At 62.3% G+C, this 14,374-nt stretch carries 13 protein-coding genes and 1 tRNA gene; 5 read left to right on the top strand and 9 right to left on the bottom strand.

Annotation, left to right across the window (positions count from 1 at the left end; all coding sequences use genetic code 11):
* Window positions 1-2: 2 nt before the first annotated feature.
* The 3 genes from dgcA to GKC28_RS12055 all read right to left on the bottom strand — a co-directional run bounded on the left by dgcA (window position 3) and on the right by GKC28_RS12055 (window position 3,503).
* The gene (gene dgcA, locus GKC28_RS12045; protein ID WP_174147141.1) at window positions 3-968 is read right to left on the bottom strand and encodes an N-acetyl-D-Glu racemase DgcA; all 966 of its coding nucleotides are present in this window, start codon (window positions 966-968) and stop codon (window positions 3-5) included.
* Window positions 969-1,119: 151 nt separating this feature from the next.
* Window positions 1,120-2,121 carry an N-acetyltransferase DgcN gene (dgcN, locus tag GKC28_RS12050; RefSeq protein ID WP_174147142.1) on the bottom strand — a complete coding sequence of 334 codons (1,002 nt, stop codon included), beginning with the start codon at window positions 2,119-2,121 and terminating at the stop codon, window positions 1,120-1,122.
* A 14-nt stretch (window positions 2,122-2,135) separates the two neighbouring features.
* On the bottom strand, window positions 2,136-3,503 hold the full coding sequence (locus tag GKC28_RS12055) for an MFS transporter (protein WP_254604213.1): 1,368 nt from the start codon (window positions 3,501-3,503) through the stop codon (window positions 2,136-2,138).
* A gap of 175 nt (window positions 3,504-3,678) precedes the next feature.
* Between GKC28_RS12055 and GKC28_RS12060 the strand changes: the two genes are divergently transcribed.
* Both GKC28_RS12060 and GKC28_RS12065 read left to right on the top strand, forming a co-directional pair.
* Window positions 3,679-4,638, top strand: a complete 960-nt coding sequence (locus tag GKC28_RS12060) for an L-malyl-CoA/beta-methylmalyl-CoA lyase (protein ID WP_174147144.1) — start codon at window positions 3,679-3,681, stop codon at window positions 4,636-4,638.
* 66 nt (window positions 4,639-4,704) lie between these two features.
* Window positions 4,705-5,319 (top strand): hypothetical protein, encoded by a 615-nt coding sequence (locus GKC28_RS12065; RefSeq protein WP_174147146.1) that lies wholly within the window; start codon window positions 4,705-4,707, stop codon window positions 5,317-5,319.
* Window positions 5,320-5,800: 481 nt separating this feature from the next.
* Here GKC28_RS12065 and GKC28_RS12070 read toward each other — a convergent pair whose 3' ends face one another.
* The gene (locus GKC28_RS12070) at window positions 5,801-6,253 is read right to left on the bottom strand and encodes an Lrp/AsnC family transcriptional regulator (protein WP_174147148.1); all 453 of its coding nucleotides are present in this window, start codon (window positions 6,251-6,253) and stop codon (window positions 5,801-5,803) included.
* 73 nt (window positions 6,254-6,326) lie between these two features.
* On the opposite strand from GKC28_RS12070, the gene GKC28_RS12075 reads away from it, so the two are divergent.
* On the top strand, window positions 6,327-6,923 hold the full coding sequence (locus tag GKC28_RS12075) for a LysE family translocator (RefSeq protein ID WP_174147149.1): 597 nt from the start codon (window positions 6,327-6,329) through the stop codon (window positions 6,921-6,923).
* 30 nt (window positions 6,924-6,953) lie between these two features.
* Here the strand turns inward: GKC28_RS12075 and GKC28_RS12080 are convergent, their stop codons facing one another.
* Window positions 6,954-7,787: a GyrI-like domain-containing protein gene (locus GKC28_RS12080; RefSeq protein ID WP_174147151.1), complete on the bottom strand. Its 834-nt coding sequence runs from the start codon at window positions 7,785-7,787 to the stop codon at window positions 6,954-6,956.
* 126 nt (window positions 7,788-7,913) lie between these two features.
* Between GKC28_RS12080 and GKC28_RS12085 the strand changes: the two genes are divergently transcribed.
* Window positions 7,914-8,876: an acetyl-CoA carboxylase carboxyltransferase subunit alpha gene (locus GKC28_RS12085; RefSeq protein ID WP_174147152.1), complete on the top strand. Its 963-nt coding sequence runs from the start codon at window positions 7,914-7,916 to the stop codon at window positions 8,874-8,876.
* Between the two features lie 248 nt (window positions 8,877-9,124).
* Here the strand turns inward: GKC28_RS12085 and GKC28_RS12090 are convergent.
* Window positions 9,125-9,214 (bottom strand) — tRNA-Ser (locus GKC28_RS12090).
* A gap of 142 nt (window positions 9,215-9,356) precedes the next feature.
* Here GKC28_RS12090 and GKC28_RS12095 point away from each other — a divergent pair.
* Window positions 9,357-9,740 (top strand): hypothetical protein, encoded by a 384-nt coding sequence (locus GKC28_RS12095; RefSeq protein ID WP_174147154.1) that lies wholly within the window; start codon window positions 9,357-9,359, stop codon window positions 9,738-9,740.
* A gap of 308 nt (window positions 9,741-10,048) precedes the next feature.
* On the opposite strand, the gene GKC28_RS12100 is transcribed toward GKC28_RS12095, so the two are convergent.
* From GKC28_RS12100 to GKC28_RS12110, 3 genes are all read right to left on the bottom strand, one after another.
* The gene (locus GKC28_RS12100) at window positions 10,049-11,347 is read right to left on the bottom strand and encodes a dicarboxylate/amino acid:cation symporter (RefSeq protein WP_174147156.1); all 1,299 of its coding nucleotides are present in this window, start codon (window positions 11,345-11,347) and stop codon (window positions 10,049-10,051) included.
* Window positions 11,348-11,514: 167 nt separating this feature from the next.
* A complete protein-coding gene (locus GKC28_RS12105; protein WP_174147157.1) occupies window positions 11,515-12,948 on the bottom strand; it encodes an amino acid racemase in 1,434 nt (477 codons plus the stop codon).
* Window positions 12,948-14,345, bottom strand: a complete 1,398-nt coding sequence (locus tag GKC28_RS12110) for an aspartate ammonia-lyase (RefSeq protein WP_174147159.1) — start codon at window positions 14,343-14,345, stop codon at window positions 12,948-12,950. Before GKC28_RS12110 ends, GKC28_RS12105 begins: the two co-directional genes overlap by 1 nt.
* Window positions 14,346-14,374: the final 29 nt, after the last annotated feature.

Genomic DNA, 14,374 nt, shown 5'->3' on the forward strand with positions numbered 1-14,374 from the left:
CCTCAACCCCACAGGGCAGCCTTGGGCGGGTGCACGCCCTCGGCATCAAATGTCAAAGGTTCCTCGCGGTCTTCGGCCAGAAGCAGCGGCCCGTCAAGATCCGTAACCGCCGCACCCTGCGCCACAAGCGTCGCGGGCGCCATCGCCAGCGATGAGCCGACCATGCAGCCGACCATCACCTGGTAGCCCTCGGCCAGCGCCTGCTCGCGCAGCTTCAGCGCCTCGGTCAACCCGCCGGTCTTGTCCAGCTTGATGTTGACCACGTCGTATTTGCCCTTGAGCTTGGGCAGGCTCTCGCGGTCATGGCAGCTCTCATCCGCGCAGACCGGCACTGGGCGCTCCATGCCGGTCAGGGCCTCATCCTCGCCCGCGGGCAAGGGCTGCTCCACCAGCTCGACGCCGAGGCGCACCAGATGCGGCGCCAGTTCGGCGTAAACCTCTGCCGACCAGCCCTCGTTGGCGTCGATGATGATCTTGGCATCGGGCGCGCCGGCGCGCACCGCTTCCAGGCGGGGCATGTCGTCGGGGGTGCCGAGCTTGATCTTCAACAGCGGACGGAAAGCATTCTCCGCCGCCTGCTGCTGCATCTTCTCGGGCGTGTCCAGCGACAGGGTATAGGCGGTGATTTCCGGCCCCGGCGCCGGCAGGCCTGCCAGCTCCCAAACCCGCTTGCCGGCCTGTTTCGCTTCCAGATCCCACAGCGCGCAGTCAACCGCATTGCGGGCAGCACCTGCAGGCAGCAGCGATTGCAGTTCCTCGCGGGTGAAATCGGCGGGCAGGCCCTTGATCTCTGCGGTCACGCTCTCCAGCGTCTCGTTATAGCGGGCATAGGGCACGCATTCGCCCAAACCGGTGATGCCGTCCTTTTCCACCCGCACGGTCAGCACCTTGGCCTCGGTGCGCGAGCCGCGCGAGATGGTGAAGACCTGCGCCAGTTTAAAGACGTCCGGGGTGACGGTGATGTTCATGAAACTGCCCTTTCCTGCGGCCCTGCGCGCGCCGCGGCGGGCCTTAGCACGATGCCCTTCATCCGGGGCACCTGCTCTTTCATCTTGCTAAAAATACTCCCGCCGGAGGCATCCCAGGCTGCGCCTGAACACCTCCGGCGGGGCTGTTAGATCAGACCGCGGCCAGCGCGTCCACCAGGCGTCCGGCGCCGTGGCGGTAGGGGTCAACGGCGGGCAGGCCCATGCGCTCTTCGACCTCGGCCAGGTACTTGACCGCTTCGTCTTCGGACAGGTGCTGGGTGTTCACCGAGATGCCAACGATCTGGCAGGCCGGGTTGGCGCGCTGTGCCAACGGCAGGGCGACGTCGCGCAGTTCTTCCAGGGTCGGCACGTCGTATTCCGGCAGGCCGCGCATATGGGTGCGGGTCGGCTCGTGGCACAGGATCAGCGCATCCGGCTGACCGCCGTGCACCAGCGCCATGGTGACGCCCGAGTAGGAGATGTGGAACAGCGAGCCCTGACCCTCGATCAGATCCCAGTGGTCGTCGTCATTGTCCGGGGTCAGATACTCGATCGAGCCCGCCATGAAGTCGGCGATGACCGCGTCCAGCGGCACGCCGTGGCCGGTGATCAGGATGCCGGTCTGGCCGGTGGCGCGGAAGGTCGACTTCATGCTGCGCTTCTGCATCTCGGCGTCCATCGCCAGGGCGGTGTACATCTTGCCGACCGAGCAGTCGGTGCCAACTGCCAGGCAGCGCTTGCCGGTACGGTTCTTGCCGTTGGCAATCGGGTAGCCGACGGTGGGGACGCGCACATCGTGCAGGGTGCCGCCGTGGGTCTGGGCCGCAGCCACCAGGTCGCCCTCGTCGCGCAGCAGGTTGTGCAGGCCGGACGCCAAGTCATAGCCCATTTCCAGCGCCGCGATCAGCACCTCTTTCCACGCGGGCGAGATTACGCCGCCGCGGTTGGCGACGCCGATCACCAGGGTCTTGGCGCCGGCTTCCTTGGCCTCGGCCAGTGTCATCTCTTTCAGGCCCAGGTCGGCGCCGCAGCCCGGCAGGGAGATCTGGCCGACGGCATGGTCGGGGCGCCAGTCGCGGATACCGATGGCAACTTTGGCGGCCAGCATGTCAGGCGCATCGCCCAGGAACAGCAGATAAGGGGTTTCGATCATGGCGGGTTTCCTCTTCACTCTTGCCGGTGAGTTTGCGGAGATTCCCGCACAAGTTCATGCCTATTCCGCTGCTCGTCGCGGCTGACGCGCAAGAACCTCCTGCATTTTCGCCACTTTGCAGGAGATTTCTTCGTTATGTCACTATTGCTGACATTATTTTCCTCTTCCAGCCAGGTTTCGGCCTGAAGCACCCCGGTTTGGGGTGCGCCAAGCACCGCAATCGCCTGCTGGGAGCCGGTTTCCTCCGGCGCATCGGCCTGCGTGCGCCGCAGCGCGGCAACGCCCGCAACCATAAAACACAGGGCTGCAAGCAGGATCAGCAACCCATTTCCGTCAGCAATGCTGACCATATTCGGGGCCGCCAGCGTGCCCCCGAACTGGCCAACGTTCAACAGGAACACCATCGCCCCGCTGGCAGGCACGATCTGCGCCGGTTTCAGATGGTCGTTGGCATGGGCAGAGCAGACCGCGTACATCGGCAGGCTGGCGCCCGCGAGCACCGCAAATCCGATCACCAGCGCCTGCGGCGTGGGGGTCGCCAGCATCCACAGGCAGGCCGCGGCGCCGATCACGCCCAACCCCATCAGCACCAGCCGCCGGTCGGTCTTGTCGCTGATCCAGCCGACCGGGTATTGCACCACGGCGCCGACAACCATCGCCACCACCAGCGCGCCGGAGGCCTCTGCCGGGCTCATTCCGCGCGACAGCGCATAAAGCGGCAGCGCGATGAACCAGCCGGCCACGGCGGTTGCACTCACCAGATTGCCCAGCACTGCCATCGGCGACTCCCGGTAGAGCTTGCGCACGGGCATCCGGTCCGGCACCTCATACTCCGGCGCCTTGTTGCCGGACAGCAAGAGCGGCACAATCGACAGCGAGATCAGGATCGACACCGCCCCGAACAGCAAATTGCCGCTGGGATCGGGCAAGGCCACCAGTGCGGTGCCGATGGCCGGGCCTGCCATCCAGATCATGAAATAGATCGACAGGATCTGCGCCCGGTTTGTGTTTTCCGACTTCGCCTGCAGCCAGCTTTCGGTGATCACATACATGCCGGGATAACAGACCCCGGCCAGGAACCGCATCGCCGACCAGGAATAGGGATCGGAGGTCAGCAGGTGCAGGATCGCAGAGATCGACACCAGCGATGCCAGCGCCGAAAACGCCCGGATATGGCCGACCTTGGCCACCATTCCCGGCGCCATCACGGTGCCCAGCAGGGCGCCGGCGGGATAGGCCGCCTGCATGATCGAAATGGTAAGGTCGGAGAAGCCAAGCCCCGCACCCCGGATTGTCAGCAGGGTGACCAGAAGCCCGTTGGCCACCATCAGCATCAGCATGCCCAGAAACAGGGCCCAGTTTTCAATGAATGCACGTTTCATGCCCGGTTGCTCGCACGGGTGCCCGTCGGGTGCGCGTCTGTTTGCGGCAATGTTTCCGGCGCCGCAGCGCAGCAGCACTTTCTGCGCCTGCAAAATTTCCTTGCATGAGGCCGCGCAACTTTCTAACACTTCACCCCAGCAGAATTGAAACGTCATTACCCGAAGGATTGCCCCCATGAGCTTCCGCATCCAGCCCGCCGCCCCGGCGCGCCCCAACCGCTGCCAGCTGTTCGGCCCCGGCTCCAAGGTCAAGCTGTTCGAAAAGATGGCGGCCTCGGCGGCGGATGTCATCAACCTCGACCTGGAGGATTCGGTGGCGCCGGATGACAAGGACCAGGCCCGCGCCAATGTGATCGAGGCGATCAACACTGTGGACTGGGGCAATAAATACCTGTCGGTGCGGATCAACGGACTCGACACCCCCTACTGGTACCGCGATGTGGTGGACATTCTGGAGCAGGCGGGCGAGCGGCTGGATCAGATCATGATCCCCAAGGTGGGCTGCGCCGAGGATGTCTATGCGGTGGACGCGCTGGTCACTGCGATTGAGCGCGCCAAGGGCCGCACCAAGCCGGTCTCCTTTGAGGTGATCATCGAATCCGCGGCAGGCATCGCCCATGTGGAGGAGATCGCCAAATCCTCTCCCCGGCTGCAGGCGATGTCGCTGGGTGCTGCGGATTTCGCCGCCTCGATGGGAATGCAGACCACCGGCATCGGCGGCACCCAGGAGAACTACTACATGATCCGCGAGGGCCAGAAGCACTGGTCCGACCCCTGGCACTGGGCGCAGGCGGCAATTGTCGCGGCCTGCCGCACTCACGGCATCCTGCCGGTCGACGGCCCGTTCGGCGACTTCTCCGACGAGGACGGCTATATCGCACAGGCGAAACGCTCCGCGACGCTGGGCATGGTCGGCAAATGGGCGATCCACCCCAGCCAGATCGCGCTGGCCAACCAGGTCTTCACCCCGTCGGATGAGGCCGTGGCAGAAGCCCGCGAGATCCTGGCGGCGATGGAAGAGGCCAAGGCCTCCGGCGCCGGCGCAACCGTGTACAAGGGGCGCCTTGTTGACATCGCCTCGATCAAGCAGGCGGAAGTAATTGTGGCACAGGCCGAGCTGATCGCGGGCAGCTGACGCCGGTCCGCGACGAGAGGTTCCAAGGGCGTCCCCAGGGGGCGCCCTTTTTGATTGGAGGAAGAGATGCCGGATTTGACCTTGCTGCATACGGCTGAGGTGCATGTGGAGACCTTCCGGGCGCTGGCGCCGGAGGCTGATCTGGACCAGCAGGTGCGCGCCGACTGGCTGGAACGGGCACAAAGCGGGATTGATGCCGCGCTTAAGGCCGAGATTGCCGAGGCAGTTGAGGCCGCGGACGGGCCGGTCTTGTGCACCTGTACCACCCTTGGCCCGGCGGCGGAGGAAGCGGGCGCCATCCGCATCGACTGGCCGATGATGCAGGAAGCGGCGCGCACCGGCGGGCCGGTTCTGATGGCCTATTGCCTAGAGAGCACCGCCGCGCCCTCGGAAGCGCTGCTGCGCCGCGCCTTCGGGGCGCGTGATCCGCAGCTCATCTGCCTGAAGCTGGGTCTGCACTGGCCGCTATTTGAGGCCGGGGACAGCGCCGGCTTTGCCGCGGGTATCGCCGGGAATGTCGCCGAAGCAATGGAGTCGACAGATTTTGCCTGCGTGGTGCTGGCACAGGCCTCGATGGCCGGGGCGGCTGAGCGGTTGCGCGGTCAGACAGAGGTCCCGGTACTGGCCTCGCCGGAGATTGCCATACAAGTCTTGCTCAAGGAACAAAAGGGCGGCGCCTGACCTTGGGGAGGCGAGCAGTGCCTTCCCGGCGGAAGGTCAGGCGCTGCCCGTGCCGCAAGCGGCACGGCATGTGTTTTTCCCGGCCAAGGCCCCTGCCCTGCCGGTGTATACGCTCCGTTTCTGCCTGTTTCCATATTCCGCTTCAGCGGAGGCATTAGGGACTGGCGGCGCCGCCAGAATGGCGGAGATGGACGGGCATATCCGCCCGCGTGCTGAACGTTGTCTCTGCACGGCCCCGCTGCCAGGCGGGAGTCCGGTTCCAGGGGGGCCGGGGAGCCAAGCCCCGGCGGGTGATCGCGACCGGGGCCAAGACTGCCACCGGCAGCTTAAGATCCGGTGAGGCCAGCGTACGCAGGATGCGCAACACCCTCAGCCGCGCGCCGGTGGATACCCTGGTGCAGTGAGTATTTTGACAAAGAAGAAGGGGCGGAACCTGTGCTTCTTCTTTGCCCAAATACTCAAATTCCAACCGGGCCGGGGATCACGCCCGCAGATCCTTGGGCGAGCCCATCACCACATAGGTGGTGATCGCCGTGACATAAGGCGAAGTGCCGAGGATATCGGTGTGGAACTTCTTGTAGCTTGGCAGATCGGCGCATTCGACTCGCAGCAGGTATTCGATTGTGCCGGTGATATTGTGGCATTCCACCACCTCCGGCGCCGCCTGCATGGCGCGCTCAAACGCCTCCTGCGCCTCCTTGGTGTGCTCGCCCAGGCCGACGCCGATATAGGTGGCAAAACCCACCCCCAGCTTCTGCCGGTCCAGAACCGCGCGGTAGCCGGTGATGACGCCTGCGCGCTCCAGCTCCTGCACCCGGCGCAGGCAGGCGGAGGGCGAGAGGCCCACGCGCTCCGCCAGTTCCAGATTGCTGATGCGGCCGTCGCGGGAAAGTTCCTGCAATATCTGCTGATTTATTTTGTCATTTTTCGCCATTAGTTGCGAAACTAAAGGCATCTGCTGGCAAAACGCAATTTCATTTGGCCGGTTTGGCGCAATGATTTTGCGCATGACCTATGAACTCCTCACCGCGCTGGCGCTTTTTGCCTTTGTCTCCTCGATCACCCCGGGGCCGAACAACCTGATGCTGATGGCCTCGGGCGCCAATTTCGGCTTCCGCCGCACTATCCCGCATATGCTGGGGGTGGCGCTGGGGTTCGTGTTCATGGTGCTGCTGGTCGGCGCCGGGCTGGTGCAGGTGTTTGATGCCTTCCCGGTCAGCTACACGGTGCTGAAGGCGGTCTCGGTTCTCTACCTGCTGTGGCTGGCCTGGAAGATCGCCAATGCGGCGCCGGTGCAGGCCAAGGGGGCTGAGGGGCGTCCTATGACCTTCTTGCAGGCGGCGGCATTTCAATGGGTGAACCCCAAGGCCTGGGCGATGGCCCTCACGGCGATCAGCGCCTACACGCCGGATCAGACCCTGACGGCAATCCTGCTGGTGGGGGTGATTTTCGGCGCCATCAACCTGCCCTCGGTCGGTTCCTGGACGGTGCTGGGCCAGCAGATGGCGCGGTTCCTGACCAGCCCGCGCCGCCTGGTGTTGTTCAACTGGACCATGGCGGTACTGCTGGTGGCCTCCCTCTACCCAGTGATCTGGCCGCAGTAATGCCGGGCATTCCCGCGGTGCGGAGGGGCGCTATTTCAGCGGCAAGCAGATCTCTGTCAGCAGGTCCTCCGGTGCCGTTTCGCGCGGGTTGTTGAGGTAAATCTCGTAGCAAGGCTGGTCGGCGGGCTCTTCGCCCGACTGCGGCAGCCAGTTGCCGAACAGACTGTGGTAGGCGGCGTGGATGCCGGAATACGGCCCCTTGTAGGTGAGGACCGCGGCGCGGCCGCCGGGCAGGCTTACTTCCTCCATTCCTTCCGGCAGCGCTTCACCCGCAAACTCCCCCCCGGCAAAGCTGCGCAGATCGGCCTCGGCCACCTCGTCGGGGCTGTCGAAATAGACCCCCAGCACCGCGCCCAGCTGCGGCCTCAGCTGGCGGGTTTCGCAGAGGGCGCCGAAGGCCTCGAAGCTTTTGCCGATTTCATGGTAGGCGCCCTTGTGCGGCAGGCCGGCCAGGCGGCGGGCGGGGTCGGTGCGGGTGATCACGTCATACATGGGATAGCTTCCTGTTCTGAGGGCTGGGTTGGGCAGCCGCACCTGGCCGTCGCGGCGGAAGGCCGCCGGGCTGCTGCCGTAAGCATCCGAGAACGCGCGGGAGAAGCTGTTCTGGTTCGGGTAGCCTGCGCGGGCGGCCACCTGAGCGATGGGCATGTCCGCCATCACCAGCCAGACCGCGGCGCGGTGCAGCCGGATCCGGCGCACGGCTTGCGCGCAGGTTTCACCGGTCAGAGCGCGGAACACCCGGTGCCAGTGGAACCGCGACATCGCCGCCACGTCCGCCAGCCTGTCCAGCGACAGGTCGCCATCCGTATTATCATGGATATAGGCCAGAACCCGCAGGATTCGGTCTTCGTAGCTGGCGGCCATTTGCGGCGTCTTCTTCGTGTCTCTCTGCTCTCAGGTGATGGCATAAGCCTAGATCACAAATCTTGCTGAGTTGCATCTTGGCGCAGCTAAGGCCATATAGCTGCAAACCTGCAGAGCAGAGGCAACATGACCCAGTATCTGGAATTCGAAAAACCGCTGGCCGAAATCGAGGGCAAGGCGGAGGAGCTGCGGGCGCTGGCGCGCGCGAATGAGGAAATGGATGTGGCGGATGAGGCCAAGGCGCTGGACGCCAAGGCCGCCCAGCTGCTGCAGGACCTCTACAAGAATCTGACGCCCTGGCGCAAATGCCAGGTGGCGCGCCATCCGGAGCGCCCGCATTGCAAGGATTACATCGAGGCGCTGTTCACTGAGTACACGCCGCTGGCCGGCGACCGGAACTTTGCCGATGATCTGGCGGTGATGGGAGGCCTTGCGCGCTTCAACGACCAGCCGGTGGTGGTGATCGGCCATGAGAAGGGCTCGGACACCAAGTCCCGGATCGAGCGCAACTTCGGCATGGCCCGCCCCGAGGGCTACCGCAAGGCGGTGCGGCTGATGGAGATGGCGGGCCGCTTCAAGCTGCCGGTGATCACCCTCGTCGATACCGCCGGCGCCTACCCCGGCAAGGGCGCCGAGGAGCGCGGCCAGTCCGAGGCGATCGCGCGCTCGACCGAGATGTGCCTGAAGATCGGCGTGCCGCTGATCTCGGTCATCATCGGCGAAGGCGGCTCCGGCGGCGCGGTGGCCTTCGCCACTGCCAACCGCGTGGCGATGCTGGAGCATTCGATCTACTCGGTGATCAGCCCTGAGGGCTGCGCCTCGATCCTGTGGAAGGACGCCGAGAAGATGCGCGAAGCGGCAGAAGCGCTGCGCCTGACCGCGCAGGACCTGAACAAGCTGGGAGTCAACGACCGGATCATCCCGGAGCCGCTGGGCGGCGCCCACCGCGACCCGAAGGCGGCGATCAAATCCGTCAGCGGCGCGATCCAGGAGATGCTCGACGAGCTGAAGGGCATGGACGCCGCCGCGCTGGTCCAGGACCGGCGCCAGAAGTTCCTGGATATCGGTTCCAAGGGGCTGGCGGCCTGAGCCTCAGCTTGCTCGAAAACAGGCAAACCCGGCTGCGAGGCCGGGTTTTTTGCATCTCTGCTTTTACATAGCTGATTTCAGAGGTTGTATCGGCGGAGACACTTCCGGGAGAAAGGGCTGCAAATTTCGCAGGATTGCGCCACCGCGCGTCACGGGCCGGGTGCCAAAGCAGATCGCCCAACCGTTGCCGAACAGCTTGGCAAGCAAGCCTTCCGTTGGCCAGCATCGCGGAAGAATTCAATGCATGATGGCGGAGACGATGGGATTCGAACCCACGAGACGGTTTCCCGCCTACTCCCTTAGCAGGGGAGCGCCTTCGACCACTCGGCCACGTCTCCGCTGACCCGTATATGTGCCGCAACCCAGAGAAACAAGGCGTTTTTTCAATTTTTTTCCGCGCCAGCAAAACAGGGAGTTTCCCCGGTTTTCCGAGAACTTTTGCGGAACTGCACGTTATGCACGTGCAGCCGTGTTCGCTTAATGTTCACAGTAACCGGCCTGAACTTGATTCCCCCTGCTCCGGCCGCAATGAGCGCCGCCGAATTACCATGCCGCATTCTAACGGCCGCACGTGAAGGCGAAAAACTATTCCCTCGCGGTATTGGAAATCGCATGCCGTCACTGCGCTTCGGCAGGAATCTGGAGCGCACCGGCACCGGTGAAGGCAAGCATGCCGACTGCGCGATTGCTGGCGGCCGACACGTGGAAATTTTGGAAGCTGGCCCGATTGGAGCCATGGCTTTATTGAAGCTCCCGGAGCGAGAGCCGGCGCTCGCCTGTGTCAACGACCCGGAACCGGCCGAGGTTCGTGACTCGCGAAACAAGGCATCAATATCAACGACGATGCTGTTGCCTGCTCTATGATCAGACAGAGGGGGGCCGAATTTCAGGGCCACACGCGGCAATTGCCGAGCGGAAAACCAAATATGTGATGCAAAAGTCTTTCCGGCTTCCTCATTGGCGGGAACTTTGCAAGCCGTTAGAAAACCTCTTTGACTGAGGGAAGCCCAGAAATGGGCTCGACAGCCAACGGCTGTTTGCAGAAGGCATTCCTGTTGCAGTGGGAACCCGAGGCAACCTGGCGTGGAGGACGGTTGTTCCGTCAATGCAGCTTTATCAGCGGAAATACCGGCCGCACCTTCCGGTGCGGCCGCAGTGATGCGCTTGGAGTGTTACGCCCGCGAAACGTCGGGAGTTTTCAGCACATGGGGAGTATCATAGGCCTCCAGATCAATTTGATTTTCTGACTTCGCAATAAGCACAGTGCAGGCTGCGTCTCCCGTCACATTGAGCGACGTGCGCGCCATGTCGAGAATGCGATCGATGCCTGCAATGATGGCAACACCTTCCAGAGGCAAGCCGACGGAGGTCAGAACCAGCGACAGCATCACGAGCCCGGCACCAGGAACGCCGGCGGTGCCGATAGAGGCAAGAGTCGATGTCAGAATAATTGTGACATACTCAGACATGCCCAGCTCTACCCCGAAGGCCTGCGCCACAAAGAGAGCGGCAACACCCTGATACATGGCGGTTCCGTCCATGTTGATCGTCGCGCCAAGGGGCAGAGTGAAACTCGCAACTGACCGGTTCACACCCAGGTTCTGCTGCACAGCAGTCATCGTGACCGGAAGTGTCCCGGAAGAGGACGTGCTGGTGAAAGCCACGATCTGCGGTTCAATGATGCCCTGGAAAAAGCGGACCGGGTTCAGGCGGGCGAAGACCGAAACTAGACCGCCATACACAATCAACGCATGCAGGACGCAGCCGATATAAAGCGCGGCAATGACGGTTCCCAACGGCAACAGAAGATCAAGCCCGTAGGTTCCGGCGACCCAGGCCATCAGCGCAAACACGCCATAAGGGGCAAAACTGATCACAATCTCCGTCAGCTTCAGGATAACTGAATTCAGGGCTTCAAAGAACTCCCGCACCGGCTTGCCTGCTTCGCCAACCAGGTTGATGGCCAGGCCGAACATGATTGCGAAAAAGATGATCTGCAGAACGTTTCCGTCTGCGGCGGCGGCAACCGGATTCTTCGGGACGATCCCGATGAGCTGCTGAATGAAGGGCGGAGCGGTCTTGGGTTCCATTGCGGCGGCGGTGCTCAGGTCGATGCCCGCGCCAGGTTGCATCAGCAATCCCAAAACCAGGCCGATCGTGATCGCAAATGCGGTGGTGCCCAGATAGAAAACGATCGACTTCAGGCCAATTCGCCCCATGCGCGCCATGTCGCTGACGGATGTCATGCCGCACACGAGCGACACGAAGATCAGCGGGACAATCAGCATTTTGATGAGCGACAGGAACAAGGTCCCGATGTTCTTGATCATGCCGGCAATTGCCTGGTTGCCGGTTGCGTTCAGCAGAACGCCTGTAATCACCCCAAGGACAAGTGCGATCACGATTTGCTTCCACAAAAGCATGTTTCTCCAAGGTGCCAAAAACCCTGTTTTTTGACTGGTATTCGCCATAAGGACCTCCCTTTCCAAGGCAGCCAACCGGATCGGGCTGCCGGCAGTCGCAGCATGGTACCAGTTCGATGACAGGCAGCGTCGCGCAAACATGGAAAGGGCGTTGCAAACTTTGCAACGCCCTTTCGGCTTCCAGGAAGAAACCGCTTTCAGCCAGGGTCAGGACCCTAGGCCTTTGCCAGGTGCACGCATTTACGGGCCAGCACATCGGTTGGGTCAACGGCCAGCACCCCCAGATCGCCGGCGCCCGCTGTCACAAGGATAGGGAGTTCCGTGCAGCCGAGAATGACCGCCTCGGCGCCGCGCCCAACCAGATGGGAAAAGGCCCTTGTTATCTGCTCCTTGCAAAGACCCTCGGTGTGCCCAGCCTTGACGCCGGCCGGGCCGTATATGCACTCCATGACCAAGTTTTGATGCTGCTCATCGGGAACGATATGGCAAAGGCCAGCCTCCTCAAGCGCCTGCTGATACAGGCCGCTTCGGATTGTTCCATCGGTGCCGAGAATCCCGACCGTGCGCGTCCCGGGAGAGTTTTCCCTGATGTGGTCAGTAGCCGCTGACAGAATACTAATGATCGGTATGCCTAGATGGCGCTGGATACGATCGACATAGGCGTGAGCAGTGTTGCAGGGGATGACCAGAATATCGGCCCCGCCGCGTTCCAGCTTCTTGCAGGTGGAATAGAGGGCGACCGTCGGATCGGTTCCTGATCCCACCAGGTTTTCAGTCCGGTCAGGGATTTGCGGATTTTGTTCGACCAGCACCTTGATGTGATCCTGATCGCAGGCGGCCTCTGTTCCCTTGACCAGTTTGGAAAGGAAATCCACCGTCGCGGCAGGTCCGACACCGCCAACCACCCCGACCTTGAACCGGCGGCGGCGGCCTGGATGCGTCTCCTTCAGCGCATGTTCTGCATAAACCGCCGCCGTGTCGATGGCTGTCATCCCGTCCGGCAGGTCAAGCTGATCAAGCAGCAGGGGCAATTCGGAAAGCCCGGGCACAAAAACCGCCGCCCCCTGCTCCGAAAGGCTGGCAAGGGCTGCGTTGATAGGTTGCAGCACCTCCTGCCTGCGGTTGCCTGTTTTGAAGCCGTTGCCGCCATAGACCGCCTCCATCACTGCGCTTTCCAAATCCGCGGCGGGATAGACAACCTGTACATCCTCGCCGAACAGGTTCTCGAACAGGCCGTTTTCCCTGACAAAAGGCGTTGCGATGACGCCAATTTTCTCCGGTTGGGGACTCAGTTTCGCGACGGCAGCTGTGATTGCCCCGGTCATGCTGATCAGCTTCAGCTCCAGCTCATCTTCCAGCTCATGCAGGAAACTATGCGTGACAAAACAAGGGAGCAGTGCCGCATCGCATCCATCCCGCTCCATACGTGACAGCGTATCAAATACGTAAAGCTTCCGGTGGGTGGGGATGTAGGCCGGCTCCTGGGGGGAGACAGGTTCGCGCAGCGGTTTCTGGTGGAATATCAGCTCCCGGTGATCCTCCTCCGACCTGACTGGGGTCATCTGCACAATTCTGTTCAGCAGGTCGGCCCCGGCGAGGGCGCCCAGGCCTCCGACAATTCCCAGGCGGAGAGACTGGTTTCTGTTCATCAGGCGTTCTCCGGTATCCTGCCCTGAAGATGTTTCAGGGCTGTCTCGGCCAATTCTTCCGGCAATGCCGGCAGTGCAGCGGATTGCAGACTCAGACCGTTTGCCTGCGCATATTTTGCAAGTTTGGTCGCCGCTTCATAGCCGATTACGGGGGCGAGCGCAGTTACTTGCACAAGACTATTACTCAGCAGAAACTGGCATCTTTCCTCATCTGCGACGATACCATCCACGCACCGGGTCCGCAGCACGTTCATTGCGCTGGTCAGAGATCCCATTGTTTCCAGCACCTTATGGATAATGACAGGTTCCATCGCGTTGAGCTGAAACTGGCCTGCCTCGGCGGCCATCGTGACAGTCAGATCATTGCCGATCGCCTGGTAGCAAACTTGATTGACCACTTCCGGAATGACCGGGTTCACCTTTCCAGGCATAATCGAAGACCCCGCCTGGACCGCCGGCAGAATGATTTCGCCAATCCCCGCCCGTGGCCCCGAGGACATGAGGCGCAAATCGTTGCAAATCTTGGACAGTTTGATGCCAACCCGCTTGAGCGTGCTGGAAAACATCACAAAGGCGCCCAGATCAGAGGAGGCCTCGATCAGGTCCGGGGCCAGTTGAAGCGGCTCCCCCGTTATTTCGCGCAGGTGCGCAACAGCTGCTTCGCCAAAGTGCGCAGGGGCATTGATGCCGGTGCCAATTGCCGTGCCGCCAAGGTTCACTTCTGTCAGAAGGCGGGAAAGGTCGCAGAGCCGGTCTGCGTCCTCGTTTATCGTCGTGGCATACCCCCGGAACTCGGCGCCAAGCGGCATCGGCACAGCATCCTGAAGCTGCGTGCGCCCGACTTTCGTGATATGTTGAAACTCGGATGCCTTGATGCCGAATGAGTTGGTCAGCCCATGCATTGCCTCAATGAGAGGGGTGATCCGCGAGAGGACGGCAAGCCGGATTGCGGTGGGATAAACATCGTTTGTGGATTGCGAGCGGTTCACGTCATCATTCGGGTGAAGCCGGCCGTAGGCGCCAAAATCCGCACCGAGCATCTTCAGCCCGAGATTCGCAATGACCTCGTTGACATTCATATTTGTCGATGTGCCAGCTCCGCCTTGCATGACATCGATAACAAACTGATCGTGATGGCGGCCGCCGATGATCTCATCGCAGATACCGGCAATGGCTGCCGCCTTCTCGGCGGGCAAGGCGCCGAGATCCCGGTTCGCCAGCGCACAGGCCTTTTTGACGGAGGCCAGGCCAGTGATCAATTCCGGATAATGGCTGATTGACACTCCGGTAATCGGGAAATTCTCCAGCGCCCGCTGGGTCTGACTGCCCCAAGCGGCTGCCAGCGGGATCTTCACCGGGCCAAGACTGTCGGACTCTGTTCGGAATTTGCTCATCATCTGGGACCTTTTTCTGCGGTCTTGCAGCC

The sequence above is a fragment of the Leisingera sp. ANG59 genome (assembly GCF_013317235.1).
In the GTDB taxonomy this organism is placed as follows: Bacteria; Pseudomonadota; Alphaproteobacteria; order Rhodobacterales; family Rhodobacteraceae; genus Leisingera.

Bases quoted from the DNA above. Each gene is read 5' to 3' on its own strand.
- GKC28_RS12065 (WP_174147146.1), top strand. From the start codon at position 4,705: ATGCCGGATTTGACCTTGCTGCATACGGCTGAGGTGCATGTGGAGACC.
- dgcA (WP_174147141.1), bottom strand. From the start codon at position 968: ATGAACATCACCGTCACCCCGGACGTCTTTAAACTGGCGCAGGTCTTC.
- GKC28_RS12105 (WP_174147157.1), bottom strand. From the start codon at position 12,948: ATGAACAGAAACCAGTCTCTCCGCCTGGGAATTGTCGGAGGCCTGGGC.
- GKC28_RS12070 (WP_174147148.1), bottom strand. From the start codon at position 6,253: ATGGCGAAAAATGACAAAATAAATCAGCAGATATTGCAGGAACTTTCC.
- GKC28_RS12060 (WP_174147144.1), top strand. From the start codon at position 3,679: ATGAGCTTCCGCATCCAGCCCGCCGCCCCGGCGCGCCCCAACCGCTGC.
- GKC28_RS12075 (WP_174147149.1), top strand. From the start codon at position 6,327: ATGACCTATGAACTCCTCACCGCGCTGGCGCTTTTTGCCTTTGTCTCC.
- GKC28_RS12055 (WP_254604213.1), bottom strand. From the start codon at position 3,503: ATGAAACGTGCATTCATTGAAAACTGGGCCCTGTTTCTGGGCATGCTG.
- GKC28_RS12100 (WP_174147156.1), bottom strand. From the start codon at position 11,347: ATGGCGAATACCAGTCAAAAAACAGGGTTTTTGGCACCTTGGAGAAAC.
- GKC28_RS12080 (WP_174147151.1), bottom strand. From the start codon at position 7,787: ATGGCCGCCAGCTACGAAGACCGAATCCTGCGGGTTCTGGCCTATATC.
- GKC28_RS12085 (WP_174147152.1), top strand. From the start codon at position 7,914: ATGACCCAGTATCTGGAATTCGAAAAACCGCTGGCCGAAATCGAGGGC.
- dgcN (WP_174147142.1), bottom strand. From the start codon at position 2,121: ATGATCGAAACCCCTTATCTGCTGTTCCTGGGCGATGCGCCTGACATG.
- GKC28_RS12110 (WP_174147159.1), bottom strand. From the start codon at position 14,345: ATGATGAGCAAATTCCGAACAGAGTCCGACAGTCTTGGCCCGGTGAAG.
- GKC28_RS12095 (WP_174147154.1), top strand. From the start codon at position 9,357: ATGTTCACAGTAACCGGCCTGAACTTGATTCCCCCTGCTCCGGCCGCA.